The organism is Streptomyces sp. NPDC053750 (assembly GCF_044544295.1).
Lineage (GTDB): Bacteria > Actinomycetota > Actinomycetes > Streptomycetales > Streptomycetaceae > Streptomyces.
Genome location: NZ_JBITXB010000001.1, coordinates 649,158 through 675,145, shown reverse-complemented (window position 1 = coordinate 675,145; position 25,988 = coordinate 649,158). Strand labels below are relative to the sequence as shown.

Here is a 25,988-nt window from a genome sequence, read left to right as displayed (position 1 = left end):
CAGCCAGATCCCAGCAGTTCCCAACCCCGGCCCGGTCGAGGACGCCCGCCGCGAGCTGGGCGCCTCGCTCGCGCGGATGCGGGAGGCCAACAAGCGTTGGCAGGCGATGCTCCGCTCTCCGCGGCCCCACTCGGCCGCAGCGCGCTACCGCTCCGTCCTGGGCGAGCCCGAGTCGGTACGCCCCCGCCGGATCGGCGACCTGGAGTGCGAGGCCCAGCAGTGGGCACTCCCCCTCTGGCCCGACCTGCGCTTCGAGGTGCTCGTCGCCGACTAGGGCGTCGTCTGGAACGAGTGGCCGGTCCGCGCCCCCGGCGCCAAGGGGCCGCGGCTGCGCACCCTGGACGACCTCACGCCCTGGTCCTGCACGGTCGACGAGGCGGCCCGCGCCTTCCTTCCCGCCCGGCCACTCCAGGGCTCGACCCCCACCCGCTGGGGGCTCGCCTCACCGCCCCGGACCGGGACGGCGTACGGCACGAAATGGCCGCGGAGTTCACCTGGGGGCTGCTGCAGCGCACGGTCACCGGCGACTGAGCTGCCATTCGGGCCTCACTCGGGGTCGGAACAGCGCATCCCCATTGCCTTCGAGGCTGCGAGCCCTGACCACCACCCCACTGAAGGCGTCGACCGGCCGGTGGGCAGCGAGGGCCCGGCTGATCGAGGGCTACCGAGTGGGACCGGGGCGATGGGCGGGGTGGCGGCGACCCTACGCCCCTGTGCAGCCCACCGACTCGGCTGTGTCTGCCATGTGGACACGCGCTGTAACGAACAGTACGTTCGACGGCCCACGCCCCGTGATCGGCCAGCCCGACCCGATGCGGCCGTCCACGGCCCCACCATCCTCCTCTATTTGGCATGCACGTTCCCGTAGGGTTCCGCTGCACATCCCGCATTCACACATGCGTTCCATTCCAGACCCCTGGAACACCAATGCCGACGTGACGTTCAGCGATAGTTGGCGCCCGCGCGGGGCACGGGGGCGAGTCCTGCTCGGGCCTCGGACAGCCATTTATCCTTCGGCTGCCTCTGGCAACGTAGCTGTATCGCCTGTCCGGCCAGGATGGTCTGACGCGACGGTGAGCGGCAGTTCGCGCACCTTGCCTGCGGGGCTCAACGCCAGGACCAGCCAGGAGGCCGCCAGCGTCAGACTGCCGGCCCGCGACGAGTAGGCTGGCCGTTTGTCATCGGACCGGGGAGGTCGGCGTGGACTATGGCGACAAGCTCTTCTGGCTCTCGGTTGTGATTCAACGCAAGTACGCGGAGGTCTGCGCCGAGTTCGACCTGACCCCCTCGCAGGCCACGCTGCTCTGCGCAGTCAGGAACGAGCCGCGGCAGATGGCTGACCTCGCCGCCTCGTTGGGTATGACCAAGAACGCATTGAGCCAGCTGGTCGATCGCACCGCGCGGCGCGAGTTGGTCGGCCGGGCAAGCTCGACGCAGGACCGACGCGTCGTCATGCTCAGTGCGACGCCCGCGGGGAAGGCGCTCGGCGAGGCCGTTTACGCCGAGGTCGCCAAGCGCCTGCCCGAGATCGCGAGGAACCTCGACGCCGACGACCAGCGCGACTTCGAGCGCGTGGCCACCGCCATCGTGGACACCTCGGACCTCTCTTCGCCCACCTCGAACCAACCCATCACACCGTGAGGTCCCGCTGCACCCGCACCTTGACCTAGTTCACGCCATGAACTAATTTCGTTCATGGCGTGAACTAGTGAAGGGTGGCAGCGATGAGCACGCAGACGACCGGCACGATCGCAGTCTTCGGCGCGACGGGGCAACAGGGCGGGGCGGTGGTCGACGCGCTGCTGGACCACAAGGCGCGGGTGCGGGCTTTGGTCCGCACCCCGCAGTCCGACCTGGCTCAGGCGCTGGCCGCCCGCGGCGTCGAGCTGGCGGCCATCCGGGCCGACGACCCGGCGTCGCTGGCCGCCGCGCTGGCGACGGTGGAGGGGTTCTACTTCATGACCCCGGAGGCGAACAGCCTCGAAGAGGTCGAGGCGGAGATCCGCATCGGTACCGCGCTCGTCGACGCGGCGGTCGAGGCGGGCGTCCCGCACGTCGTGTTCAACTCGGTCTTCGGAGCGGACCGGGAGTCGGGTGTGCCGCACCACGACTCGAAGCACTCGATCGAGGAGCACCTGAGGAAGTCCGGCCTCAGGGCCTCGATGGTCCGCGCGACCGCCTTCATGGAGAACTTCGCGAGCGTGATGGCACCGAGCCTGGAGCATGGGGAGATCGTGCTGAGGATGCCGCTGCCGGAGGACGTTCCCCTGAAGATGATCTCGGTCAGGGACGTCGGCCGGGTCGCCGCCGCGCTCCTGCTCGACACCGCGGAGGCGCCCGACGGAGCCGTCGAGCTCGTCGGCGACGAGCTGACGGGCCCCCAGATCGCCGCGGCGTTCGGCGCGCGCGCCGGGCTCCCGGCACGGTACGAGACCCTCCCGTTGAGCGTGCTTCCCAACGACCTCGACAAGGTGATGTTCCGCGAGTTCGCGGAGGCGGCGGAATACCCTTCGGACCTCACGGTGGTGCGCTCGATCGAGCCGGCCACCCTGGACCTGGTCGAGTGGATCCGAGCTACCGGCTGGACCGCGCCCACAAACGTGGCTGGTTCCTGAGCCTCCGGCCGCGATGAACGCCCCGCGGTCGTGCCCACGGTCTCGGTGCTCTGGGCACGGCAACGCATCCGCCAACGGTTGAAGTAGTCACGAAGCTCCCGGGGCGTGCCCGAGGCCGACACCGGCGCACTGGTTGTCGGGAGGCCGCCGGTCGACGGCGAGGTAAAGATCCACGTCCAGGAGGCCCCGGGCCGCCAACCAAAAGACCTCACCGACTACGCCAGCGAGGCCGCCGCGCCGGCGTCTGGACCCGTGCGCAGGCTGACGACCTCGGACGGCCTGGTCCCGGCTAACGCTCCTGATCCTCCCCCGGGTCCCAGTCCAGCAGGCGGACCTTGGCGACCGTGCGGACGTGGCGGCGCATCGCGGTGGCGGCCTGCCGGGGCTCGTGTGCGGCGATCGCGTCGAGGATGGCCCGGTGCTGGGCCAGGGAGCGGCCGGGCCGGCCGGGCTGGCGCAGGGACTCGGTGCGGCTCTCGGCGATCTGGTGGGCGATGGAGCGCATGAACTCCGCGAGCAGGCTGCTGTGCGCCGCCGCCGTCACCGCCGCGTGGAACAGGCGGTCGCCCTCGACTCCGTGACCGCCGCTCTCGATCTCCTCGGCCATCACGGTCAGCGCGGACCGCATCGCGGCCAGGTCGTCCTCCGTGCGGCGCTCGGCGGCCAGTTCGGCGAGCTTCGTCTCCAGCGCCTCGCGGGCCTCCAGGACGTCCGGCAGGCGCTGCCGGCGTTCGACCATCTTCTCGACGGGTTCGACGTCGAGGCTGTCCCGGACCAGATAGGTCCCGCCGCCGTGCCGCGCCTCGACCAGGCCCTGGACCTCCAGGACCACGATCGCCTGCTTCACCGAGGCCCGGCTGACGCCGAGGCGCTGGGCGAGGTCACGCTCGGGCGGAAGCCGGTCACCGGCGCGCAGGCCGCCGTCGGTGACGTACTGGCGCAGCCGCTCCAGCACCTGTTCGTACAGGCGCTGCTTGGTCATGGGGCGCAAGGCGTCGGTCACGAGATCCCCCTCTCGCCCGGAGCGTAACACCGGGCGGCATGTGGCCGATTGGCTGAGCCAATTCCTGCGCGACCCCTTGACGCCGACCCCGGCCGGGCCCACGCTGACCGACCAGCCGCACCGTCCAAGTGGCTCAGCCACTCAGCCAATCAGGTAAGCCCTCGGGAGCCCTCGTATGTCCCCCGAACTCCTCTCGATCCTCGTCCTCGTCGTGGTGTTCGTCATCGCCACCACCCGTTCCGTCAACATGGGCGCGCTCGCCTTCGCCGCCGCCTTCGGGGTGGGCACGCTCGTCGCCGACCTCGACGCGGACGGCATCTTCGCCGGCTTCCCCGGCGACCTTTTCGTCGTCCTCGTCGGCGTCACCTACCTGTTCGCGATCGCCCGGGCCAACGGCACCACCGACTGGCTGGTGCACGCGGCCGTCCGGCTGGTGCGGGGCCGGGTCGCGCTGATTCCGTGGGTGATGTTCGCGCTCACCGGCGCGCTCACGGCCATCGGCGCGGTCAGCCCGGCCGCGGTGGCCATCGTGGCGCCGATCGCGCTGAGCTTCGCCACCCGGTACGCGATCAGCCCGCTGCTCATGGGCACGATGGTGGTGCACGGAGCGCAGGCCGGCGGCTTCTCGCCGATCAGCATCTACGGCTCGATCGTCAACGGCATCGTCGAGCGCGAGCACCTGCCCGGCAGCGAGGTCACCCTCTTCCTTGCCTCGCTGATCGCCAACCTCGTCATCGCGGGAGTGCTGTTCGCGGTGCTCGGCGGGCGGAAGCTGTGGGCGCGGGGGGCGGTGACGGCGGAGGGCGACGGCGGGCCCGGCAAGGGCACGGAGGCCGACGGCACCGGAACAGCCGCCGGCACGGGCACGGGCCGCAACACCGGCACCGGCACCGAGCCCGGGGCCGGCACCGGGGGAACCACCCCCACTGCTCCCGCAGCACCCGCAGCACCCACCGCCGTAGCCGCCCGCCCCGCCCCGGACACCCACGCCACCGGCGCCACCCGCCTCACCCCCGCCCGGATCGCCACCCTCACCGCCCTGGTCGCCCTGGTCGTTGCCGTCCTCGGCTTCGACCTGGACGCGGGTCTGACCGCGGTCACCCTGGCCGTCGTGCTGAGCACCGCCTGGCCGGACGACAGCCGCCGCGCGGTCGGCGAGATCGCCTGGTCCACGGTGCTGCTGATCTGCGGTGTCCTCACCTACGTCGGCGTACTGGAGGAGCTGGGCACCATCACTTGGGCCGGCGAGGGCGTCGGCGGCATCGGCGTCCCGCTGCTGGCCGCGGTCCTGCTCTGCTACATCGGCGCCGTCGTGTCCGCCTTCGCCTCCTCCGTGGGGATCATGGGCGCGCTGATCCCGCTGGCGGTGCCGTTCCTCGCGCAGGGCGAGATCGGGGCGGTCGGCATGGTGGCGGCGCTCGCGGTCTCGGCGACGGTGGTGGACGTCAGTCCGTTCTCGACGAACGGCGCGCTGGTCCTGGCCGCGGCGCCGGACGTGGACCGCGAGCGGTTCTTTAGGCAGTTGATGGTGTACGGGGGGATCGTGGTGACGGCCGTGCCGGCGCTGGTGTGGCTGGTGCTGGTCGTGCCCGGCTTCGGGTAGGTCCCCACCCGGCCTCACCGGGCCCCACGGGCAACCGGCAGGCCCCACCAGGAACCGGCAGTCGCGAGCGACAACCAAGGAGTACGCAGCGTGTCCCCTCTCTTCCCGGCCCTCTCCCCGACCCCGACCGGCGCCCCGGCCGACCGGCCCGCCCTGCGGTTCGGCGAGCGCTCACTGACCTACGCCGAACTCGCCGCCGCGGCCGGTGCGACGGCCGGGAGGATCCGCGCCGCCGGACGGGTCGCCGTCTGGGCGACCCCGGAGATGGAGACCGCCGTCGCCGTCGTGGCCGCCCTGCTGGCCGGCGTCCCCGCCGTGCCGCTCAACCCGAAGTCCGGCGACAAGGAGCTCGCGCACATCCTGTCCGACAGCGAGCCGTCGCTCGTCCTGACGCCCCCGGGCAGCGAACTCCCGCCCGCCCTGGCCGCGCTGGAGCGCGTCGACGTCGACGTCCACGCCACCGGGCCCGTCCCCGAGGACCACGCCGACGACGGCGCCCCCGCCCTCGTCGTCTACACCTCCGGCACCACCGGCCCGCCCAAGGGCGCCGTCATCCCGCGCCGCGCGCTCGCCACGACCCTGGACGCGCTCGCCGACGCCTGGCAGTGGACCGGCGAGGACGTGCTGGTGCAGGGGCTGCCGCTGTTCCATGTGCACGGGCTGGTGCTGGGCATCCTCGGTCCGCTGCGGCGCGGCGGCTCCGTGCGGCACCTGGGCAGGTTCTCCACCGAGGGCGCGGCGCGGGAGCTGAACGAGGGCGCGACCATGCTGTTCGGGGTGCCGACGATGTACCACCGGATCGCCGAGGCCCTCCCCCGCGACCCGGAGCTGGCGAAGGCGCTGGCCGGGGCCCGGCTGCTGGTCTCCGGGTCGGCCGCGCTGCCCGTGCACGACCACGAGCGCATCGCCGCCGCGACCGGACGGCGGGTGATCGAGCGGTACGGCATGACGGAGACGCTGATGAACACCAGCGTGCGGGCGGACGGCGAGCCGCGTGCCGGGACCGTGGGCGTGCCGCTGCCGGGCGTGGAGCTGCGGCTGGTGGAGGAGGACGGCACGCCGATCGCGGCGCTGGACGGGGAGAGCGTCGGCGAGATCCAGGTGCGCGGCCCGAACCTGTTCACCGAGTACCTCAACCGCCCCGACGCCACCGCCGCCGCCTTCACCCCCGACGGCTTCTTCCGCACCGGCGACATGGCGGTGCGCGACCCCGACGGCTATGTCCGCATCGTCGGCCGCAAGGCCACCGACCTGATCAAGAGCGGTGGGTACAAGATCGGCGCCGGTGAGATCGAGAACGCGCTCCTCGAGCACCCGGGGGTGCGGGAGGCGGCCGTCACCGGAGAGCCCGACCCGGACCTGGGCGAGCGGATCGTGGCGTGGATCGTGCCGGCCGACCCGGCCTCGCCGCCCGCACCGGACACGCTGGCCGACCACGTCGCCGGGCGGCTCGCCCCGCACAAGCGGCCCCGTGTCGTCCGGTACCTCGACCTCCTCCCCCGCAACGACATGGGGAAGATCATGAAGCGGGCGCTGAGCCATGACTGAGCCCATGGCCGGGCAGCCGGCCGAGCGCCTGTCCGCGCGGGCGTTCCTCGCCCTGCTCACCGACGACTTCACCGAGCTGCCCCACCCCGCGACCCTGCCGGATCCCGACGGCCCGCTCGGCTGGCAGGGCTACGACGCCTCGCGCGCCCGCGCCGCCGCCCGCACCGGCGAGGAGGAGTCCGTCGTCTGCGGCACCGGGCACGTCGAGGGCGTCCGGGCGGTGCTGCTCGCCTTCGAGTTCGGCTTCCTCGGCGGCTCCCTGGGCCGGGGGACCGGCGACCGGCTGGAGGCCGCGTACACGTACGCCCGGGAACACCGGCTGCCGGTCGTGCCGTTGGTCGCCACCGGCGGCAGCCGGATGCAGGAGGGGATGCTCGCGCTGACCCAGCTCCAGCGGGTGGCCCGGCAGTCGGCGCTCACCCGCGAGGCCGGGCTGCCGCAGATAGCCGTGCTGCGCGACCCGGCCACCGGCGGCGGCTGGGCGACCCTGGGCGCGGGCGCCGACGTGGTCCTCGCGCTGCCCGGCGCCCAGGTCGGCTTCGCCGGCTCCCGGGTCCGGCCGCCGGACGCCGACCCGGCGGCGTACACGGCCGAGGCGCAGGTGGCGGCGGGCAGCGCGGACGCCGTCGTACCGGCCGGGGAGCTGCGCGGCACGCTGGGGCGGTGGCTGCGGCTGCTGACGGCGCCGTCGGACGACCCGGCGCCGGTGCCCGCGCCGCTGGGCGCCGGCGACCTGCCGGAGACCGGGTGGGACGCGGTCCGGCGGGCCCGCGCTCCCGAACGCCCGCGCGCGGGGGCGTACCTGGACGCCTACTTCACCCACCGCGTCGCCCTCTCCGGCGACCGTTGCGGGGGCACCGACCCGGAGGGGATGCTCTGCGGCTTCGGTGCGCACGCGGGGCGTACGGTCGCGTACGCCGCCCAGACGGGGACGGCCACCCGGCCCGCCGGGTACCGCACCGCGACCCGGCTGATCCGGCTCGCGGACCGGCTCGGCATACCGGTGGTGACCCTGGTGGACACACCGGGCGCGGCCAACGACGCGCAGGCGGAACGGCAGGGGGTGGGCGCGGCGATCGCCGACCTGTTCGGCGCGGTGGCCTCGGTCCGCACTCCGGTCACCACGCTGGTGATCGGCGAGGGCGGTTCGGGCGGCGCGCTGGCGCTGGCCGCGCCCGGCGCCACCTGGGCGACCCCGGACAGCTACTTCTCGGTGATCGCGCCGGAGCTCGCGGCGGCGATCCTGAAGCGCCCGCCGGAGGAGGTGGAGGCGACGGCCGGTCAACTGCGTCTGCGGCCGCAGGACTTGACCGAACTGGGGGTGACCCGAACAGGCGATCAGTTGTTCCCTGGAACAGGTGATCGTCGATCGGAAGAGCGGATGTGACTGCCGGGACCAACGAGACTTACGGCGTGCGAGCAACGGGCTGCAGACCGTAGTCGACGCACAGTCCCACAACAGGTCCCACACATGCACAGCGCAAGGAGCTGCACGATCATGAACGTTCTCACCGACATCCTCGCCGGCCTCGCCCACTTCGTCGGCTGGCTGGTCTGACGGTCCGAGAGACACGACGGCGCCGCCTCCCCGTCCCAGGGAGGCGGCGCCGTCCGCGTGTCACCGCACGGACACGGCCCGAACGATCTCCTGCTCGACCGAGCCGCCCCGGTCGTCGCGCGCCGAGGCCCGCAGCGAGACGTGGTCGGCGTCGCGCGGCACGGTCAGCGTCCCGTACCAGGAGGCCTCCCCGTCACCGCCGCCGCGCAGCCGCACCTGCTGCCAGGACTTCCCGTCGTCGTACGACACCTCCAGCGTGCCGCCGCCGATCGTCCCGGTGCCCGGGGCGCCCGCCACGTACTCCGCTCCGAGCCCGACCCGCAGTTTCTTCCCGCCGCGCACCTCGCCCGCGAGGTCGGTGTCGACGTCGAAGGAGAGGTTGATCAGGGGCAGGAAGGTCTGGCGGTCCTCCGGCGTGGCGGCCGAGCGGAAGGTCCACTCGGCGTGCCCCTTCGTCGCGAGCGGCCACCGCGCCGCGTCGAGCGCGGTGTCGGTGACGAGCCGGTACGTGCGCTCGTCGGCCGGCGCGTCCCAGACGTAGGCGGCGGAACTCGGTCCCTCGTCGACCAGTTCGCCGTCCAGGTACACCGACGTGGTCTGCGTCATCCCGCTGTCCTCGCTCCACACGTCGCCGAAGCCGGTGTGGTCGGGGCCGGAGTCGCCCCAGCCGGGGGCGTTGAACTTCAGCTGGTTGCCCGCGCGCTGCTGTCCCCAGCCGAGCCCGGTACCGAGATAGGGGTGCCAGACGGGCTTGAACCAGTCGAGTACCGGACGCGAGCCGCCCTCGTACCGGACCAGTCCGCCACGCTGCTCCAGTGCGGCGCCGGCGGAGTCCACGGACTCGTGCCACAGCTGGCCGGGGCCGGTCGACACGTACTCGGTCCGCTCGACGGGGTAGTCGATCCGCTCCTTGAAGCCGAGGCCGATGGGGAAGGTGTCGGTGATCGAGTACCGGAACTCGCCGCCGCTCGCCGGCTCGGCACCGTGGTACTTGGTGTGCACGGCGGCGAGGTCGCGCCGACCGGGCTCGTAGGTCAGGTCCCGGTCGGGGACCGCGCCGGGGTGCCCCTCCGACAGGTCGTACACGTACGGCGTGTTGCGGGTGCCGGTCATGTCGACCCGGCCGGCGGCACGCAGCCGGGCCGCATCGGCGGCGGAGACCGTGGCGATCTGGAGCGGCCGGTCGGCGTTGTCGTCCGTGCCCCACCACTGCATCAGCCGGCCGGGCGCGTCGTCGGTCACGAACAGGGCCCTGGCCCCCGCGTCCTGGGCGGCCCGGGCGAGGGCGGCCGGTTCGGTGCCCTCGGTGAGCCGGGCGAGGACCGCCTTGCCCTCGACCCCGTCCGGGAAGGGACCGTCGCCGACGTCGACCAGCGGCATCCGGCTGCGGCCCTCGATCAGGGTGCCGCCGGACTGGACCACGGCCTCGCCGATCCCCTTGACCTCCAGCAGCGGCTTGCCGAGCCGCCACACGGTCCGGTACTCGAAGTCGCCCTCGGTGACCTTCCGGGTGGGCGCGGCGAAGATGCTGTCGTACGTCAGCGGCACCTGGACCGCGCCGAACAGGTCGGCGCCGTTCGCGCTGCGGTCGTACTCCATGATCAGCTGCCGGGTCTCGGTGCGCCGGTCGACGTCGGCACTGATCTCGCGCAGCTCCCGGCCGTCGAGGGTGATCTCGCGGTTCCGGTCGACGACGACCTCGGGGGCCGCGAGGAAGCCGAGCCCGAGCGAGTCGGCGCCGTGGCTGCCGCGCACGTCGAGGAAGGAGCTCAGGCTGTACGAGCCGGGCGGCAGGCGCAGTTCCAGGGTGCCGGAGTCACCGACGTGCGCCGGGAAGGGGTCCACGCCCTCGGCGAGCTGCTGGACCACCAGGTCGGCGGCGGTGGCCGCACCCGCCCGGTCCTTGACGTGCACGGTGAGCGTGTACCGCTCCTCCTCCTTGACCAGCCCGAACGCCGTGTGCGCGACGGGCGTGCCGCCTACCGAGGCCACGATCTGCCCGCCACTGTTGCCGACCGGCGCCTTGGCCCCGTCGCCGGTGACGGTCGTCGAGGCCGTGCCGTGCGCGGGCACGGTGAGGGCGGTGTCGGCGAGGGTGGCGACGCCCTCGGGGGCCCCCTGCACGGACAGGCTCAACTCGACCGGCTCGTCGGAGGAGTTGGTGTAGGTGACGGTCCTGGTGACCGGCTTGTTGCCGTCGTAGGGCCAGGCGTGGAAGCCGAGGTCGGCGCTGCCCGTGGCGGTGACCTGCGCGCCGATGGCCTCGGGCACGCTCACCCGGCCCGCACCCAGCTGGTGGGCGGAGGCGTCGAGCCGCTTCGACGTGGACATCAGCGCGTCCTTGAGCTGCGCGCCGGTCCAGTCGGGGTGCTTCTGGGCGAGCAGGGCGGCCACTCCGGCGACGTGCGGCGTCGCCATCGACGTACCGTCCATGGAGGTGTAGTCGCCGCTGCCCTCGCTGAGCCGGGAGCGGGCGGCGAGGATGCCGACGCCGGGGGCGGACAGGTCGGGCTTGAGCGCGTTGTCCCCGTAGCGGGGCCCGGCGCTGGTGAACCAGGCGGCCTCGTCGGCGGAGTCGACGGCACCCACGGTGAGGGCGGCGTCGGCGGCACCGGGCGAGCCGATGGAGGACGGGGCGCCGGTGTTGCCGGCGGCGATGACGAACAGGGCGCCGGTCTCGCGGGACAGGGTGTTGACGGCCTGCGCCATCGGGTCGGTGCCGTCGCTGGGCTCGGTCGAGCCGAGGCTCATGGAGACGATGTCGGCGTCCACGTCCCGGGCGGCCCACTCCATGCCGGCGATGATCTCGGACTCGCTGCCCGTGCCCTGGTCGCTCAGGACCTTGCCGACGGCGAGCGTGGCGCCGGGCGCGACGCCCTTCTCCTTGCCGTCGGAGGCGGCGCCGCTGCCGCCGACGGTGGAGGTGACGTGGGTTCCGTGGCCGTGCCGGTCGGCGACCTCCTCGCCCGCGATGAAGCTGCGGCTCTGCGCGATCCGGCCGTCGAGGTCCGGATGGCCGGCGTCCACGCCCGAGTCGAGCACGGCGACGGTGACGCCCTCGCCGGTCAGCCCGGCCTGCCAGGCCTCGGGCGTGCCGATCTGCGCGTTGGACTCGGCCATCGCGGCGTTGACCCGTCCGTCGAGCCACACGGCGTCGATGCCCGCGCCTCGCCGGGTGAACTCGCGCCAGAACGCCCGCCCCTTGTCGGCCTCGACGGCGGCCCCGCGCACACTGGGCAGCGCCCGGGTGCGCTCGGTCCCCTTCGGGGTGGCGGCCCGCGCGCCCTTGTCGTAGGTCACGATCAGCGGCAGCTCGCCGGTCTCGGCGTCCGCGAGTCCCTGCTTCAGCAACGCGTCGACGTCGAAGAGCCGTTCGTCGAGGGTGCCGGCGCGCAGGTACGGCAGTGCCTCGTCCGGTACGACGGTGGTCCGGCCACCGGCGCTCTGGGTGCGCACGGCGCCGGTCGCCCCCTCGGGCCGCTCGACCGTGACGGTTCTCTTCCCGCCGCCCAGTTCGGTGACGGTCACCCGGTCGCCGGTGACGAGGGTGACGGTACGGGCGGCGGCCGCCGGGGTGCGGGCTGCGTCCGGGGGTGGCGGTTCCTGTGCCGCCGCCGCACCGGCCGGCAGCAACGCGATCACCAGCCCCGCCGACAGGAGGGTCGCCCCGCGTCTGACAAGTGAGCTGCTCATGCACGCCTCTCTTCAGTTCGTCGTAGAGTGCTGAGACGAGTGCTGCGAGAAGTCTCACGGGACTTGTGTGACAAGTGAGTTGACCAGACGTGGCGGATTGACGCCCTGGCGGCTTCCCGCCAGGGGCATACCGGACCGGCGGTGAAACCCGGGACACGAGTGAGTACCGTCCGTCACAATGTCTTTCCGCGGAGGTACGGCACACGGGGAGCGTGCGGGGTCATGGACGGGTTGGTCGAGTTCAGAACGGAAGACGGCGCGCAGGTCGTCGTGGAGGGCGTGGAGGACGACGACGGCGCCCGGCTCGTCTCGCGGGGAGACGGCCCGGCCCGGGCGGCCCGCACCTTCGAGGGCGCCCTGGAGGGCGTGCGGACCGCGGCCGAGTCGGCGTTACGGGTCTTCCGGGACGGCGCGCTCAAACCCGACTCCGTGGAGCTGGAGTTCGGCGTCAAGCTCAGCGCGGAGGCGGGTGCCGTCATCGCCAAGGGCTCGGCGGAGGGCCATCTGGTGGTCAAGCTGAGCTGGTCGCCCCAGTCGTCGACGACGCGTCCGCAGGGCCCGGAAGCCGCCGACGGGTCATGAGGGGCGCGTGGCATGCCCGCATCGAGTGCGGCAACGAGGTCGGCGCCGGATTCCTCGTCTCCGCTCGGCGGTTGCTGACCTGCGCCCATGTGGTCAGGTTCTGCGACAGCGCGACGATCACGGCGAGCTTCCCGGGCCGCCGGGACCTGGGCGAGTTGACGGCCACGGTCGCCGTCCACGGCGGCTGGCGGGCCGGCGCCGACGACCGCGGCGACCTGGCCGTACTGGAACTGGAGAGTGAGGTGCCCCTCACCCCGGCCGTCTTCGCCCCGCCCGGCGCCGCACAGAGCGCGCCCGAGCTGGTCATTTACGGCTTCCCGAAGAAGTACGACGAGGGCACACTCGCCTCCTACCGGGCTCTGCCCGGCCCGCTCATCGCGGACGAGTGGGCGCAGTTGGAGGCGCTCACGGCGCACGGGCAGCCGCTGGCGGCCGGGTTCAGCGGCGCGGCGGTGACGCTGGCGGACGGCACGGTGGCCGGCATGGTCTCGGCGGTGGCGGGCGCCCGGGAGGTACGCGTCGGCCGGATGCTGCCGGTCGAGGTCATGGCCCGCTACTGGCCGGAGCTCGGCGCGCTGGTGCCGACGCAGGGCCACCGGGCGGACGCCCGCAGGCGCCTGTACGCGCTGGTGCGCCGGGCGGAGCAGACCGGCCTGACGTGCGATCCGAAACGGTTGTACGTCTCAGCCATGGACGACTTCGACCCCGACCCGCCAGATGAGGGGTTCGCCTCTCTGTGGGAGGCCGCCGCGTTCGTGCAGTGGGAGGTGCCTGACTCGGGCGCCGTGGCCCGGTTCGCCGACCGGCTGGAGCGGATGCTGCACGCCCCGCCGCCGCGCCCCGCGACATGGTCGCCGATCGTCGTCGAGGTCGATCACAGCGGCGCCGGCGCCGACCAGGTAACCGTGGAGATGTCCGCCTACCGCGACGGGCAGCGCCGCCCGGTGGCCGTGCGCCGGCTGCCGTGGGGCTCGGTGCCCTCCTTCGTGCAGGAGCGCATCGACGACGCGTTCGCGCAGCTCGATCCGGACGCGGACGAGCTGCTCGCCTTCGTGCTCCCGCGGCAGCGGCTGAACGAACCGGTGGCGCACTGGAGGTGCGGCGAGGACGATCCCACCCCGCTCGGCTGCGCCCACCCGCTGGTCGTGACCGACCGTCGGCGGCTGCGCGACGGAAGGCTCCGCCATCAGCTGCGCAAGAAGTGGCGCAAGCTCGGGGTCAGTCCGGGCGCGACGCTGCACCGCGTCGACTGCGGCACCCGGGAGCGGCCGGCCGGCCTGCGCAAGCGGCTGCGGGACGACGTGGAGCTCGCCGGTTACGCCGCCCCGCCCACAGCCGTGGGCGAGCACTTCGAGGTGGGGCTCAACGTCCCCGTGCCCGTGCTGCTGTGGCCGCGTCGGGGGTGCCCGGGCGAGCAGCACGACGGCCCCTGCTCCGGCACGGCGTTCCTCGACGAGCTAGCCCTGTCCGTGGCCGGCGTCCCGCCGTCCGACCTCCCCCGTCTGGTCATGGAGCTGCGCGAGACGGCGGACGCGGCCGACGTCCCCGAGGAGCACTGGGCGAGGGACGTCCAGCTGCTGTGGGACGACCCCCGCTGCTTCGCCGAATCCGCCGCCCCTCTGCACTCGCCCGTCGGCTGAACCGCCGCCGCACCACTCCCTCGGAGAGAGGAACCCATGCCCCTGTGGCCCGTCTACACCGGCGCGTCGAATCCGCACGACAAGATCACCGAGATGCCCCCTCCCCCGCCCTGGCGGGCCTTCGACGGCGGCCCCGTGCTCGACCCGCCGGACGAGGACGCCGACATCGGTGCCACCTCGCCCGACCGCACCCACCGCGCCGCGACCTACCAGGCCACCCAGCACACGGTGCAGTTGGTGAACGCGGCCCTGTATCTGCGGCGCCCGCTGTTGGTAACCGGCCCACCCGGCACCGGGAAGTCGTCCCTCGTCTACGCGGTCGCCCGTGAACTGAGGCTCGGCCCGGTCCTGAGGTGGAACATCACCAGCCGCAGCACGCTCCACGACGGCCTCTACACGTACGACCCGCTCTCCCGGCTGTACGCGGCCCGCCACACCGCCGAGGAGCACGAGGGCCCGGCGGCGGGCACGGGCGTCGAGAACCACCTGCGGCTCGGCCCGCTCGGCACCGCGCTGCTCCCCTACGCCCGCCCCCGCGCCCTGCTCATCGACGAGATCGACAAGAGCGACCTGGACCTGCCGAACGACCTTCTGAACGTCCTGGAGGAGGGCCAGTACGAGATCCCCGAGCTCGTCCGCGCCTCCCGGCAGGCCCCGGACTGGCGGGCCGAGGTGATGGTCGACGGCACCGATCAGCGAGTGCCGGTCGAGCGCGGCCGGGTCCGCTGCAAGGCCTTCCCGTTCGTCGTCCTCACCAGCAACGGCGAGCGCGAGTTCCCGCCCGCCTTCCTGCGCCGCTGCGTCGCGCTGCGGCTGCGTCAGCCGGACGACGACCACCTCGCCGAGATCGTCCGCGCCCACCTGGGCGAACCCGACGCGTACGCGCGGCAGCTCATCGACCGGTTCCTGTCCCGGGTGGGCAGCGGTGACCTGGCCACCGACCAGCTCCTGAACGCCATCTACCTCGCCCACAACTCCGATCTCGGCGCCGGCTCCCTCGACGAGTTGGCGGAGCAGTTGATGCCGTACCTGGGCCAGGCCCCGCAGCCGGATGCCTTCTGACCGCCCCGGCTCGCCCCCACCGCTGCCCCGCCTCTCCGACATCCTGGCCCGGGCGACTTCGGGCGTGCGCCCGACCCCGCTGGAGCTGGCCGAACTCCTCTGGCTGGCCGGACAGATGGAGCCCCCTGGGGACGCCGGGACGCCGGACGGCTCCGGCCGGGCGGTGCAGGCGCCCGACGAGCCGCCGCCGACCGCGCTCTGGCGGCCGAAGGAACAACAGCAGGACCGGCGCGACACGGAAGAGCGGCGGGACCCCCGGCAGCAGCGGAGCGACCGGAACGAGTGGGACCGGCGCAAGAACCCGGCCCCCGCCCCGGAAGCGGCCCGCACCCCGCTGCGCCTGCCCTCCCCGGCCCCCTCCCGGGGGACGGCGGCGACCGAACCCCACCGGTCCCTGCTGGCCCCCGCCCCGCCGATGCTGCCCCACCCGCTGGCACTGCAACGCTCCCTGCGCCCCCTGAAGCGCCGCACCGACGCCCCCCTGAGCAGGGTGGTGGACGAGCGGGCGACCGCCGACCGCATCGCCCGCCTGGGTGCCGACCCGCGCTGGTGGCTCCCGGTGATGCGCCCGGCGCGCGAGCGCTGGCTGCGCCTGAACCTGGTGTACGACGCCGGGCCCACGATGCCCGTCTGGCGGCCCTTCGTCCGCGAACTGCACACGGTGCTCGCCCAGTCGGGCGTCTTCCGCACGGTCGCCCTGCACCGTGCGGAACCCGACGGCACGGTACGGGGCGGTGGCGCCCACACCCCCGCCGACGGCCGTACGGTCACCCTCCTGATCAGCGACTGCATGGGCCCGCAGTGGCGCGAGGGCCCGGCCGGCACCCTGTGGTACCGCACCCTGCGCCGCTGGGCGCGCCAGATGCCGCTGGCCGTCGTCCAGCCCCTGCCCGAGCACCTGTGGCGGGACACCGCCCTGCCGCCGGTCCCCGGGCGGCTGGCCGCGCCGCACCGCGCCGCCGCCAACGCGACGCTCACCTTCCTCCCGTACGACACCGCCGTCCCGTTCGGGCCCGAAGGCGCCGTGCCCGTCCCGGTGCTGGAGCCGGGCCCGCGGTGGCTGGCCAACTGGGCGTCGCTGGTGGCGAGTCCGGGCGGTACCGAGCACCCCGGCGCAGCGGCCCCGCTGCACCGCCCGCTGCCCGCGGACGCCGACGACCGTACCGACCTCGCCGCACTGTCCCCCGAGGAACTGGTGCTGCGCTTTCGCGCGACGGCGTCCCGGGAGGCATTCCGGCTGGCCGGCCACCTCGCGCTCGGTCGCCCGGACCTGCCGGTCATGCGCCTGGTGCAGGCCGCCGTGGAGCCGCGTCCGCGCCCCCAGCACCTGGCCGAGGTGATCCTCAGCGGCATGCTCACGTCCGTCACCGGGCCGGCCGGTTCCTACGCCTTCCGACCCGGCGTACGCGACCTGTTGCTGCGCGGTCTGCCCCGCACCGCCCGCAGCCGCACCCGCGAGCTCCTGCTGCGGACCGGCTGCCTGATCGACGAGCGCGCGGGGCGCTCGCCCGGCGAGTTCCGCGCGCTGGTCCCGGCCCCGGACGGCACCGAGCGGGCCGCGCGGACCGAGGGGGTCGCGACGATCAGCCAGGAGAGCGCACAGCGGCTGGCCCACGTAGAGCGGGCGCCGGTCGCCTCGCCCTTCCCGCCGGGGCTTGCCGGTCGCTACCGGCTGCTGCGAAGGCTCGCCCCGGCCGGCGGGGTGTGGTCGGCCGAGGACCGGGCCGAGAAGCGGACGGTGGCGATCCGGCTGCACGACGCGCTCACCGACCGCGCGGGCCGCGAGGACTTCCTGCGCGCCGCGCGAATCCTGAAGAACATCAACCACCGCAACGTAGTGGCCGTCCACGACGCCGGCATCGAAAACGACATCCCGTACGTCGTCATGGAGCACCTCGACGGCATCACCCTGCACACCCTCGCGCGGTCCTACGGTCACCGGCTGCCTGCGCCGCTGACCGTGTCGGTCGGGACCCAGCTGGCCCGCGCGCTCGCCGCCGTGCACGAGGCGGGCATCACGCACGGTGCGCTGGAGGCGTCCCGGGTGGTGCTCCTGCCGGACGGGACGGTGCGGCTGAGCCTCTTCGAACCGGGCCGGACGCGCCAACCGGCCGGGCGGTCCGCGGATCTGCGGGCGCTGTGCGAGGTACTGCTGCGGCTGACGTCGGGCACGTCGCACGTACCGGTCCCGGTCGACTCCCGCCGCCTCGGTCATCTGCCGGTCGGTCTGCGAATGCAGTACGCGCACGCCTTCGACCAGCTGATGTCCCCCTCCGCCACGACACAGGCCCGGGGCCGGGAGACGCTCACGCGCCCGGTGCTGTCGACGCGGGCTCGGGAGGTGTACCGGCGGCGCCGGTACCGCGTCCTCGGCCCGCTGCGGGTCGAACTCCCCGACGGCACCCCCGACCTCGAGCCGGACGTGCGCGCGCTGCTCGCCGTGCTCCTCCTCAAGCACGGCCGCACGGTGACGCACGACGAGCTGCGGTGGGGGCTGTGGGACCCGGGCGACGAGCCGAGGAACTGGCGCGCCGAGCTGACCCGCCTCGCGAACCGGCTGGCGGCCGTGCTGGGCCCCGGCGCGCTGGCGAAGGCGGCCCACGGCTACGCGGTGCACACCAGCGCGGACTACGTGGACGTCGTGCACTGCGACTACCTGGTGCGGCGTGCCGACACGACCCGGCTGGAGGGCTCGCTCCCCGACGCACGCGACCGGGTCACCGAGGCGCTGGCGCTCTGGCGCGGGGCCGACCCGCTGGCGGACGTGCCCGGCCCCGCCGCCCGCACCGCCCGCACCCGCCTGCACCGCCTCCGCCTCGCCCTGTACACCAAGCGCGCCGAGATCGACCTGGCCCTCGGCTGGTACGACCGTGCGTCCGCCGACCTGGCCGGCCTGCTGCGCGCCCACCCGCACCGGGAGGACTTCCGCCGCCTGTACCTGCTCGCGCTGCGCCGTCAGGGACGGGCCGAGGAGGCCCTGGAGGTGTACGAGGAGTACGAGCTGTCCGGGGGGCGGAGCCCGGCTCTGACGGCGCTGGGCCGGGAACTGCGCGAGGAGCACGAGAGGCCGTCGGACCGTCGCCCGTGGCCGGAGTGGGACGAGGCGTGGCCGCAGGACGACGAGGCTCCGGGCGCGGACGGGCCGAGCCGCGTCGTGGCCGCGCCGGACGAGCTTCCCGAGGGCCCCTTCCCCACGGAGGACGCCCTCTGGACGCCCCTGCTGGAGGAGCCGGCCGCGGAGGAGCACCGCGGAGGCGGAGGCGGCGGACCCGGGGGCACGGTGCCGAGCTGACCCGTGAACCCTCACCGCGGTCCGGGAGGGCCGGGCCTTCGACCTCGAGCGGGTGCAGGTGCCCGGCCACGACGTCCGGTGTGTCCGTCGTCCCCCGGCCCGACCGCACCTGACCCCCGCCGACGCCCGGCTCCGGGCCCGTCGCACGGCGGCCTCACCCACGGACCCGCTCGCCGGGGCCGCGGAGCGGGAGGTGTGCGGCTGGACATCGTCCGGCGACGCCCTGACGGTCGTCCCGCTGCCCCGCGTCACATCGCAGGAGTACGTACGCCGACACGCTCCACCGCCGGGAACCGCCGACCGCACCCCCCGTTCGGCGGTCCCCCGCCCGGCCCCCTCCAGCAGGCGCGCGCTCCCGCCCGGGCTCACGATGCCTGAGAGGCCGGCCGCCGGGCGGCCGGCACGGTCCGCGCTCTCGGGAGGATCTGCATGACCGCCAGTACCGCCAGTCTGGAGCAGCTGCGCCGCTGCCACTTCGCCGTCGACCTGGGCGCGGCGCGGACCCGCGTGTACGTCAAGGGGGACGGGCTCGTCGTGGACCAGCCGTCCGCCGCCGCGGTCAACACCCGCACCGGCGCGCTCATCGCGGTCGGTGAGTTCGCGGAGAAGATGACCGGCCGTACGCCCGACTACATCCGCGTCGTACGGCCCGTCTCCGGCGGCACGGTCGTGGACATCGAGATGGCCCAGCGCATGCTGCGGCACCTGCTCGGCGACAAGGTCCGCCGCGCCCTGCGCCGCAAGCCCCGGCTGCGCGCCGCCGCCTGCACCCCGCACGACGCCGACCCGCTGGCCCGGCGGGCGGCGATCGAGACGCTGGTCGGGCTCGGCGCGCGCCGCGTGGAACTCGTCGACACGCTGATCGCAGCGGCGGTCGGCTGCGGACTGCCGGTGGAGCAGCCCGAGGCGAGCATGATCATGGTGTGCGGGGCGCACGCCACGCAGATCGCGGTGCTCTCCCTCGGTTCGATCGTGTGTGCCGAACGGATGCCGGTCGGCGGTGAGGCCGTGGACCACGCGATCGTCCAGCACCTGCGCCACCAGCACGAGCTGGTGCTGCCCAGCCAGTCCGTACGTCCGCTGCAAATCGCCCTGTCGGGCAACGGGCTGACCCCGCAGGGACCGGCGTCCACCGAGATCCACGGCCGGGACGTGGCGACGGGGCTGGCCCGCAGCGTGCGGGTCGACACCGCCGCCGTGCGCAACGCCATCCAGACGCCGCTGACGGCCGTGCTCGACGGCATCGGCAAGGTGCTGCGGGAGTGCCCGCCGGACCTGGTCGCGGACCTCGCCGACCGCGGCATCACGATGGTCGGCGGGAGCGCGCTGCTGCCCGGCTTCGACCAGATGCTGCGTCAGGCCACCGGCATGCCGGTGGCCATCGCGGAGCGGCCGGACGTGTGCGCGGTCCAGGGCCTCGGCACCATGCTGGAGGGCCGGATCGAGCCGCTGGTCCTGCACCCGACGTCGTCCGACTGACCCCGGCCACCGCGCGTCCAGGGGGCGGGGGGCACCCGCCCGCGGGCCGGTCTTTCGGCGCGCCCGTGTGTAGTCCGCCGCCCCGCGGGAAGGCGCACCGTCAGCGCCGCCGGACCCGCGGACCGCCGGAACGCCGAGGGCGGGCCACGGTCCCGGTCGAACCGACGGCCGACGGGGGCTGTGGGACGTTGCGAACGTCCGTCAGGAACCGATGAACGACGGGCAAGGCGGTGACATGAGCTCAGCGGCACCACCACGTCTGGCGGGGAGGCCGGCCATCCTGGTCATCGACGGCCGCGTGGACGCGGGCCGGGCGCTGCTCGTCCCGCGCGGCGAACTCGTCCACGGGTGCGCGGACATCCTGGCCGAGGCCCTGGCCGCGCTGCCGGACGACGGCGTGGACCGGGTCGACGTGGACATGCGCGACGTGGTGTTCATGGACACGGCCGGGCTGCAGTTCCTGGACCTGCTGGGCGGCTACAGCCACCGGCAGGCGGTGCCGGCGACGACGACGAACTGGCACGGCCAGCCGCTGCGGATCCTGGAGCTGTCCGGCCTGGACACCACCGACCCCCTGCGCGCCACGGCCCACCGCCCGCAGCCGGCCCCCGAGCCCTCCGCGGCCCCCGCGGCCCCCGCCGACCGGCTGCACGTCCTGGAGGAGGAGGTGGAGCAACTGCGCCACGCGCTCGCCTCCCGCCCCGTCATAGACCAGGCACGGGGCGTGCTCATGGCCCTGCACGCCTGCACACCGGACGAGGCGTGGCACATCCTGCGGGAGGCCTCCCAGCTCTCCAACACCAAGCTGCGCGCGGTCGCCGCGGCGATCGCCGCGAGCGCCGAGGGCGACGGCCCTCCCCCGCCGGCCGAGATCCGCACAGCCCTGCGCACGGCCCTGTCCCGCCTCGCCCGCGGCGACCGCCCCCTCACCGAGCCGCCTCGCTAGCGAGCCCGGCCCAGCCCTCCTGCCCCAGGGAGGCTCGACGCCGGCAGGTGGCGGCGCCCCGCTCCGCGCAGGTCGGCCGCTGGACGCCCAGGACGACCGCGGTGCGGTCGGGACACGGCGCGTGCCGTGGTCTCCGGCCTGCGGCACGACAAGAGCCCTGCGACAGCAAATATGGAGCCCATCGGCCGGGGTACTCGACGCGCAACCCGCCCCGATCGAAGGAGGCCCCACGATGAGCGAGGACACGCCGTCCCAGGCAGAGGGCGAACGCGACGACGAGGACACCCCGGAGCGCCCGAACCCGCCCCACACCACCCCCTCCCAGGCCGAGGGCGAGCGCGACGACGAGGACACCGTGGCGGACGCGAGCGGCCCGTAGCCCACGAGATGACGCCGGCGGCGGTCTCGCGGTCGAGGGCGCCGGCCGGCTCACCGGTGAAGAGGAGGCTACCGAGGTCAGATCGTTTCTCTGACGCTGCGCGTGGTGGGGCGGGTGGGACTCGAACCCACGGCCGACGGATTATGAGTCCTTTTCGGATCTTCCGCTTGCAGTCGGCTCCTGCCCTGATCTTCTCGTTCCAGCAGGTCAGCGGCGTGCAACCCTTCGGACCTGCTGGTGGCCTTCCTGGTCCTTCAGGATCCTTCCGTCCACTGCGTGTCCACTATGGGTGCACGACGAGCCGTCCACGTAGCCCCAGAGGCACCAGCGCGAGGCAGGTCGTCGTCCTCGCCGTGCGCGAGCGCCTGATTTCGGGCCTCGTCTGGCCTCGCCTTCCGGCCAAGAAGCCCGCCCGATCAAGACCTGGCTGAAGCCAGCCCCGCGATATACAACGAAACAGGTACACTGATATACATCGCCGTATACACAGGGAGTCGCCGTGAGCCGAACCGTCATCGACCTCGACGACGAGGCACTGGAAGCAGCCGCCAGGGAACTCGGCACCACCACCAAGCGCGACACGATCAACACCGCCCTGCGCGAGGTCACCGCTCGCTACCGGCGCCTGCGCGCACTCGAAGACTCCCGGCAACTGGTGGCCGACGGAGCCCTGGACATCAACATCCTCCTGGACAAGAGCCAGTACCGGCCGTGACCGTCGCCGACTACCTCATCGACACCTCCGCCCTCGCCCGCGTCCTTCTCGCCCAGAACACGGCCGAGTGGGACGACAGGATCGCCGCCGGCCTAGTCGCGATCTGCGACATCACGGAACTTGAGGTCCTCTACTCCGCCCGCTCTTCCGCGGACCGCGCACGGCTGAAGGCGGCACTCGACGCCCACTACGTCTGGTGTCCGATGCCGGACGGCATCTATCGCCGCTCCCGCGTGGTCCAGGAGCAGCTCACCGCGAAGGGCGAACACCGCAGCGCGGGCCCGGTCGACCTCCTCGTCGCAGCCGCCGCCGAAGAAGCGGGCCTCACCCTGCTCCACTACGACCGCGATTTCGAAACCATAGCCCGGACCACTGGACAGCCGGTACGCACGATCGACCTCAGACAGTGAGCCTTTTCCAACCTGACATTGGAACGTGGTGAGGGACGAGGACGGCCTCGACGATCGCGGTGGCGCGGTTGGCACTGCGGCAGACTCTCCACAGCAGGCGCCGGCCCTTGAGGGCGGCGCCTGCTCGCTGGCAAAGTACGGTTCCCTCTCGCCGTTCACAACCGCCCCACCGTCCGCGAATCTGTGACGACGGCACCAACGGCGCCCGCCGGATGCGCCATGCTTGGAGGCCGTACGGCACAGCGCGTCTCGCCCGACTGCCGGGCCGACGCGTGGCGTTTCCCTCAACGAGGTGCACTGATCAGTGAAGTCCGGTAAGTCGACCCTCGCAGCATGGCTCCACCGCCTCAACGCCGAAGGCTTGGAGCAGGTACTCGCTGCACGGCCCGACGCAGTGTCCGCGCCGGAGCCCCGCTCGGTGAGCGAACTGGCCGAACGCCTGCAACGCCCGGGCTCGGTCGCGCTCGCGCTGCCCCGGCTCTCGCTGCCCGCCCTGCAGGCAGCCGAAGCACTGGCGGCACTGAGTGCGCCGGCCTCTCGGGATGACCTGGCGGAATTGCTGGACGCGACGGAGGACGAGGCCGTACGCGGTCTGACGACGGCGCTCCAGACCCTGTTCACGCATGCGCTGGTCTGGCCGGACAGCGAGGGAACACTGCGCATGGCCGCGCCCCTGCGGCAGGCGTGGGACACGCCGCTCGGACTGGACCAGCCGCTGGCGACGCTGTTGAAGGACACGGCCTCCGAGGAGTTGCGCCGCATGCTCACGGCTCTGGGCGTGCGGCCTCCCGGCACCAAACCGCAGCGCCTCGCGACGCTCGTGGAACGCCACAGCGACCCGGCACGTGTCGCCGCGGTGGTCGCACAGGCACCGGCCGACGCCCGGAAGCTACTGGACCGCAGGGCGGACCCCGCGTACCGGCCACAGGCATTCGTCCTCATCGGGGGCCAGTCCGCCCCCGAACCGGGTACGCGCTGGGCGCTGGAGCGGGGACTGCTGGTGCAGGGTCGACACGGCTACGGCCCTGTACGGATGCCCGCCGAGGTGGCGCTCGCGTTGCGCGGGCCAGGCTGGCACGCCCCGTTCGACCCGGCGCCGCCCGTCACACCGCTCGTACCCGTCACCCCGGCGGAGGTCGACGGTGAGGCGTCCGCCGCGGCCACGGCGTTCGCCGCCCGCGCCGTCTCGGTCCTGTCGGTGTGCGCGACGACTCCGCCCGCCCGGCTGAAGTCCGGCGGCGTCGGAACCCGCGAACTGGCCAGGGTCGGCAGGGCGGCACGCTGCGAGGAGACCCTCGTACGCCTCACCCTCGAGACGGCGTACAAGGCCGGTCTCCTGGCCCGTGACGGTGACCGGGTCGCGACGACGGACGCCTACGGCACCTGGGCCGAGTCGGAGCCCGCAGAGCGGCTTCCGGTATTGCTGCACGCTTGGTGGGCACTTGGGCTCACCCCCTCGCAGGCCCGGGACGACGACAACAAGGCGCTGCCCGCCCTGGCCGGGACACCGTCCTGCACCGGCTGCCTCCAGGCCCGGCAGGGGCTGCTCGCCGCCGCTTCCCGTCTCCCGGCCGGGCAGGGCGCGAAGAACTCGGCCGAACTGGGTCCTCTCACCCACTGGTCACGGCCGCTCGCCGAGGTGCTGCCACAGGACGCGACGCCGTTCGCCACCGTGATTCGGGAGGCGGAACTGCTCGGGGTCCTCGCCCGCGGCGTCCTGTCCCCGATTGGCGCCGCACTGCTGGCCGACAGCACCGAGGGACTGGCCGCCGCCTGCCACCGTCTCCTTCCCGCCGCCACCACTACAGTCCGCTTCGGCAGCGACCTGACCGCCGTCGTCACCGGCACACCCGCCACGCGGCTGGTCACGCTGCTGGACTCGGTCGCCGATCGGGAGACCAGCGGCACCGCCTCGGTGTGGCGGTTCAGCCCGGCGAGCGTCCGCCGCGCCCTGGACACCGGCCGTAGCCAGGACTCCATCGAGGCCGACTTGGCCGCCGTCGCCACCAACCCTCTGCCCCAGCCTCTGTCCTACCTGATCACGGACACGGCGCGCGGCCATGGGCGGATCCGCATCGCCTCGGCCGCCTGCGTCGTCCACAGTGAGGAACCCGCCCTCCTCACCGAGATCGCCGCCCACCGCAAACTCTCCAAACTGGGTCTGCGGCACCTCGCCCCGACCGTCCTCGTCAGCCGCACCCCGCTGGAGAAAGCCCTCGCCGCACTGCGGACCGAGGGGTACGCGCCGGTCGCGGAGACGGCCGACGGAACCGTGCGCGTCGAACGACCCCGCAGACACCGGGCGCCCGCGCCGGTACCGCCCCCGCGCAGTGCGGTCAGGTCCAGCACTCCATCCCGTACGACCACCACCCCGAAGCAGGCCGAGCTGACCACGCTGGCCGCCCGACTGGCGGGCGCCCCACTCGCCCATCCCGCCCCCGACCCGTACAACGGCGTTCCCTTCGCCACCGATACGGAAGAAATCATCGCCGGACACGCGATCCAGATCCCCCACGCCGACGTTCGTCAACTCGCCCACGCCGTGGACAGCGGGACGGCGGTCACCATCGAGTACGTCGCCACAACAGGCAGCCGCACGATCCGCACCATCAGCGGCCTCGACCTCGACCCCCCGTATCTGTACGCCTGGTGTCACCTACGCGATGCGGATCGGGTGTTCACACTGTCGCGGATCCACGGTGTGATGCCCCCGGCGTAACGCCGGGGGGTGGGCCAGGGCATGCGAGGCGACCGAACCCATCCCGGAGCATCGTCACCAGGAACATGAGTCCCGCGGAGCGGTTAAACCCCCACTGCGGGAGCTTCTTGGACCTGGACCAGTCCGCCACGGCTGCCGTGGACCGCACGGCTGCTGTCGACCACCTCGACGCCGCGCTGCTGGACACGCTCACCACACGCCACGGCATCGCCGCGCCCATGGCGCTCCCGGCCCCATCGCCATCAGGCGACCGCGGCACGGCGGCGGCTCAGGTACGGGTACCAGCACCAGTCGCGTGCTCCGTTCCTGCTCGAACCAGCCATCCCGCTCTGTATTCAGCTCCAAGCCCTCGCGTCCACTGTGCGTCCACCGAATCTCGGAGCACGGAGCCGCGAGGTGGTTTCCAGCACGCCCGATCCCTCGCATCACTGCAGGTAGGAGCCATGCCTGGATCAGTCAGGTCACGCTCTGCGGCTTCCAACAGCGCCCCTGAGCAGCGGATTCTCTCCGTTGAGCCAGAGTTCCTGATCTCCCTGCCCGGAAGAGACGTTTCCGCAGGTCACAGCCCTGCATGAGTGGGGCGGGTGGGACTCGAACCCACGGCCGACGGATTATGAGTCCGCTGCTCTAACCGGCTGAGCTACCGCCCCATAGCGGCGTGTCGCGTACAAGTGTGCGCGCCGTCTGCCGCAGCATAGCCGCTCATACGATCTCCTGCCTCGGCTGGTCGGCTTCCACGGCTGC

Annotated in this window: 17 protein-coding genes, 1 tRNA gene and 1 pseudogene; 16 read left to right on the top strand and 3 right to left on the bottom strand. The window is 73.3% G+C overall.

The annotated features are described in order from the left end of the window. The first annotated feature begins 7 nt into the window (after positions 1-7). The 3 genes and pseudogenes from ACIGO6_RS02880 to ACIGO6_RS02870 all read left to right on the top strand — a co-directional run bounded on the left by ACIGO6_RS02880 (position 8) and on the right by ACIGO6_RS02870 (position 2,615). A pseudogene (locus ACIGO6_RS02880) lies at positions 8-531 on the top strand (hypothetical protein). A 669-nt stretch (positions 532-1,200) separates the two neighbouring features. Next, positions 1,201-1,641 carry a MarR family winged helix-turn-helix transcriptional regulator gene (locus ACIGO6_RS02875; RefSeq protein ID WP_399870352.1) on the top strand — a complete coding sequence of 147 codons (441 nt, stop codon included), beginning with the start codon at positions 1,201-1,203 and terminating at the stop codon, positions 1,639-1,641. Between the two features lie 83 nt (positions 1,642-1,724). Further along, entirely contained in the window at positions 1,725-2,615 is an 891-nt protein-coding gene (locus tag ACIGO6_RS02870; protein ID WP_399870349.1) for an NmrA family NAD(P)-binding protein, read from the top strand. Positions 2,616-2,904: 289 nt separating this feature from the next. On the opposite strand, the gene ACIGO6_RS02865 is transcribed toward ACIGO6_RS02870, so the two are convergent. Further along, a complete protein-coding gene (locus ACIGO6_RS02865; RefSeq protein ID WP_399870346.1) occupies positions 2,905-3,618 on the bottom strand; it encodes a FadR/GntR family transcriptional regulator in 714 nt (237 codons plus the stop codon). 175 nt (positions 3,619-3,793) lie between these two features. Here ACIGO6_RS02865 and ACIGO6_RS02860 point away from each other — a divergent pair, with 175 nt between their 5' ends. The 3 genes from ACIGO6_RS02860 to ACIGO6_RS02850 all read left to right on the top strand — a co-directional run bounded on the left by ACIGO6_RS02860 (position 3,794) and on the right by ACIGO6_RS02850 (position 8,156). Beyond that, positions 3,794-5,221 (top strand): SLC13 family permease, encoded by a 1,428-nt coding sequence (locus ACIGO6_RS02860; protein ID WP_399870343.1) that lies wholly within the window; start codon positions 3,794-3,796, stop codon positions 5,219-5,221. A gap of 90 nt (positions 5,222-5,311) precedes the next feature. Next, on the top strand, positions 5,312-6,769 hold the full coding sequence (locus ACIGO6_RS02855) for an acyl-CoA synthetase (RefSeq protein WP_399870340.1): 1,458 nt from the start codon (positions 5,312-5,314) through the stop codon (positions 6,767-6,769). Further along, positions 6,762-8,156, top strand: coding sequence for a carboxyl transferase domain-containing protein (locus tag ACIGO6_RS02850; RefSeq protein WP_399870337.1), 1,395 nt, complete (start codon positions 6,762-6,764; stop codon positions 8,154-8,156). The genes ACIGO6_RS02855 and ACIGO6_RS02850 overlap by 8 nt, the downstream gene beginning before the upstream one ends. 231 nt (positions 8,157-8,387) lie before the next feature. Here ACIGO6_RS02850 and ACIGO6_RS02845 read toward each other — a convergent pair whose 3' ends face one another. After that, positions 8,388-12,020: a S8 family serine peptidase gene (locus ACIGO6_RS02845; RefSeq protein WP_399870334.1), complete on the bottom strand. Its 3,633-nt coding sequence runs from the start codon at positions 12,018-12,020 to the stop codon at positions 8,388-8,390. Positions 12,021-12,242: 222 nt separating this feature from the next. On the opposite strand from ACIGO6_RS02845, the gene ACIGO6_RS02840 reads away from it, so the two are divergent. The 10 genes from ACIGO6_RS02840 (at position 12,243) to ACIGO6_RS02795 (ending at position 25,244) form a co-directional block, all read left to right on the top strand. Beyond that, positions 12,243-12,602 (top strand): CU044_2847 family protein, encoded by a 360-nt coding sequence (locus ACIGO6_RS02840; RefSeq protein ID WP_399870331.1) that lies wholly within the window; start codon positions 12,243-12,245, stop codon positions 12,600-12,602. After that, positions 12,599-14,242: a trypsin-like peptidase domain-containing protein gene (locus ACIGO6_RS02835; protein WP_399870328.1), complete on the top strand. Its 1,644-nt coding sequence runs from the start codon at positions 12,599-12,601 to the stop codon at positions 14,240-14,242. The genes ACIGO6_RS02840 and ACIGO6_RS02835 overlap by 4 nt, the downstream gene beginning before the upstream one ends. Positions 14,243-14,278: 36 nt before the next feature. After that, entirely contained in the window at positions 14,279-15,304 is a 1,026-nt protein-coding gene (locus ACIGO6_RS02830; RefSeq protein ID WP_399870325.1) for an AAA family ATPase, read from the top strand. Beyond that, positions 15,294-18,596: an SAV_2336 N-terminal domain-related protein gene (locus ACIGO6_RS02825; RefSeq protein WP_399870322.1), complete on the top strand. Its 3,303-nt coding sequence runs from the start codon at positions 15,294-15,296 to the stop codon at positions 18,594-18,596. The genes ACIGO6_RS02830 and ACIGO6_RS02825 overlap by 11 nt, the downstream gene beginning before the upstream one ends. Positions 18,597-19,025: 429 nt before the next feature. Further along, the gene (locus tag ACIGO6_RS02820) at positions 19,026-20,075 is read left to right on the top strand and encodes a rod shape-determining protein (protein ID WP_399870320.1); all 1,050 of its coding nucleotides are present in this window, start codon (positions 19,026-19,028) and stop codon (positions 20,073-20,075) included. A 235-nt stretch (positions 20,076-20,310) separates the two neighbouring features. Next, positions 20,311-21,021 (top strand): ANTAR domain-containing protein, encoded by a 711-nt coding sequence (locus tag ACIGO6_RS02815; protein WP_399870317.1) that lies wholly within the window; start codon positions 20,311-20,313, stop codon positions 21,019-21,021. A 232-nt stretch (positions 21,022-21,253) separates the two neighbouring features. After that, entirely contained in the window at positions 21,254-21,400 is a 147-nt protein-coding gene (locus ACIGO6_RS02810; RefSeq protein WP_399870314.1) for a hypothetical protein, read from the top strand. Positions 21,401-21,899: 499 nt separating this feature from the next. Then, positions 21,900-22,115: a type II toxin-antitoxin system VapB family antitoxin gene (locus ACIGO6_RS02805; protein WP_018889935.1), complete on the top strand. Its 216-nt coding sequence runs from the start codon at positions 21,900-21,902 to the stop codon at positions 22,113-22,115. Next, on the top strand, positions 22,112-22,525 hold the full coding sequence (locus ACIGO6_RS02800) for a PIN domain nuclease (RefSeq protein WP_399870311.1): 414 nt from the start codon (positions 22,112-22,114) through the stop codon (positions 22,523-22,525). Before ACIGO6_RS02805 ends, ACIGO6_RS02800 begins: the two co-directional genes overlap by 4 nt. Positions 22,526-22,829: 304 nt before the next feature. Further along, positions 22,830-25,244, top strand: coding sequence for a helicase C-terminal domain-containing protein (locus ACIGO6_RS02795; protein ID WP_399870307.1), 2,415 nt, complete (start codon positions 22,830-22,832; stop codon positions 25,242-25,244). A 576-nt stretch (positions 25,245-25,820) separates the two neighbouring features. Here the strand turns inward: ACIGO6_RS02795 and ACIGO6_RS02790 are convergent. Then, positions 25,821-25,894 (bottom strand) — tRNA-Ile (locus tag ACIGO6_RS02790). Positions 25,895-25,988: the final 94 nt, after the last annotated feature.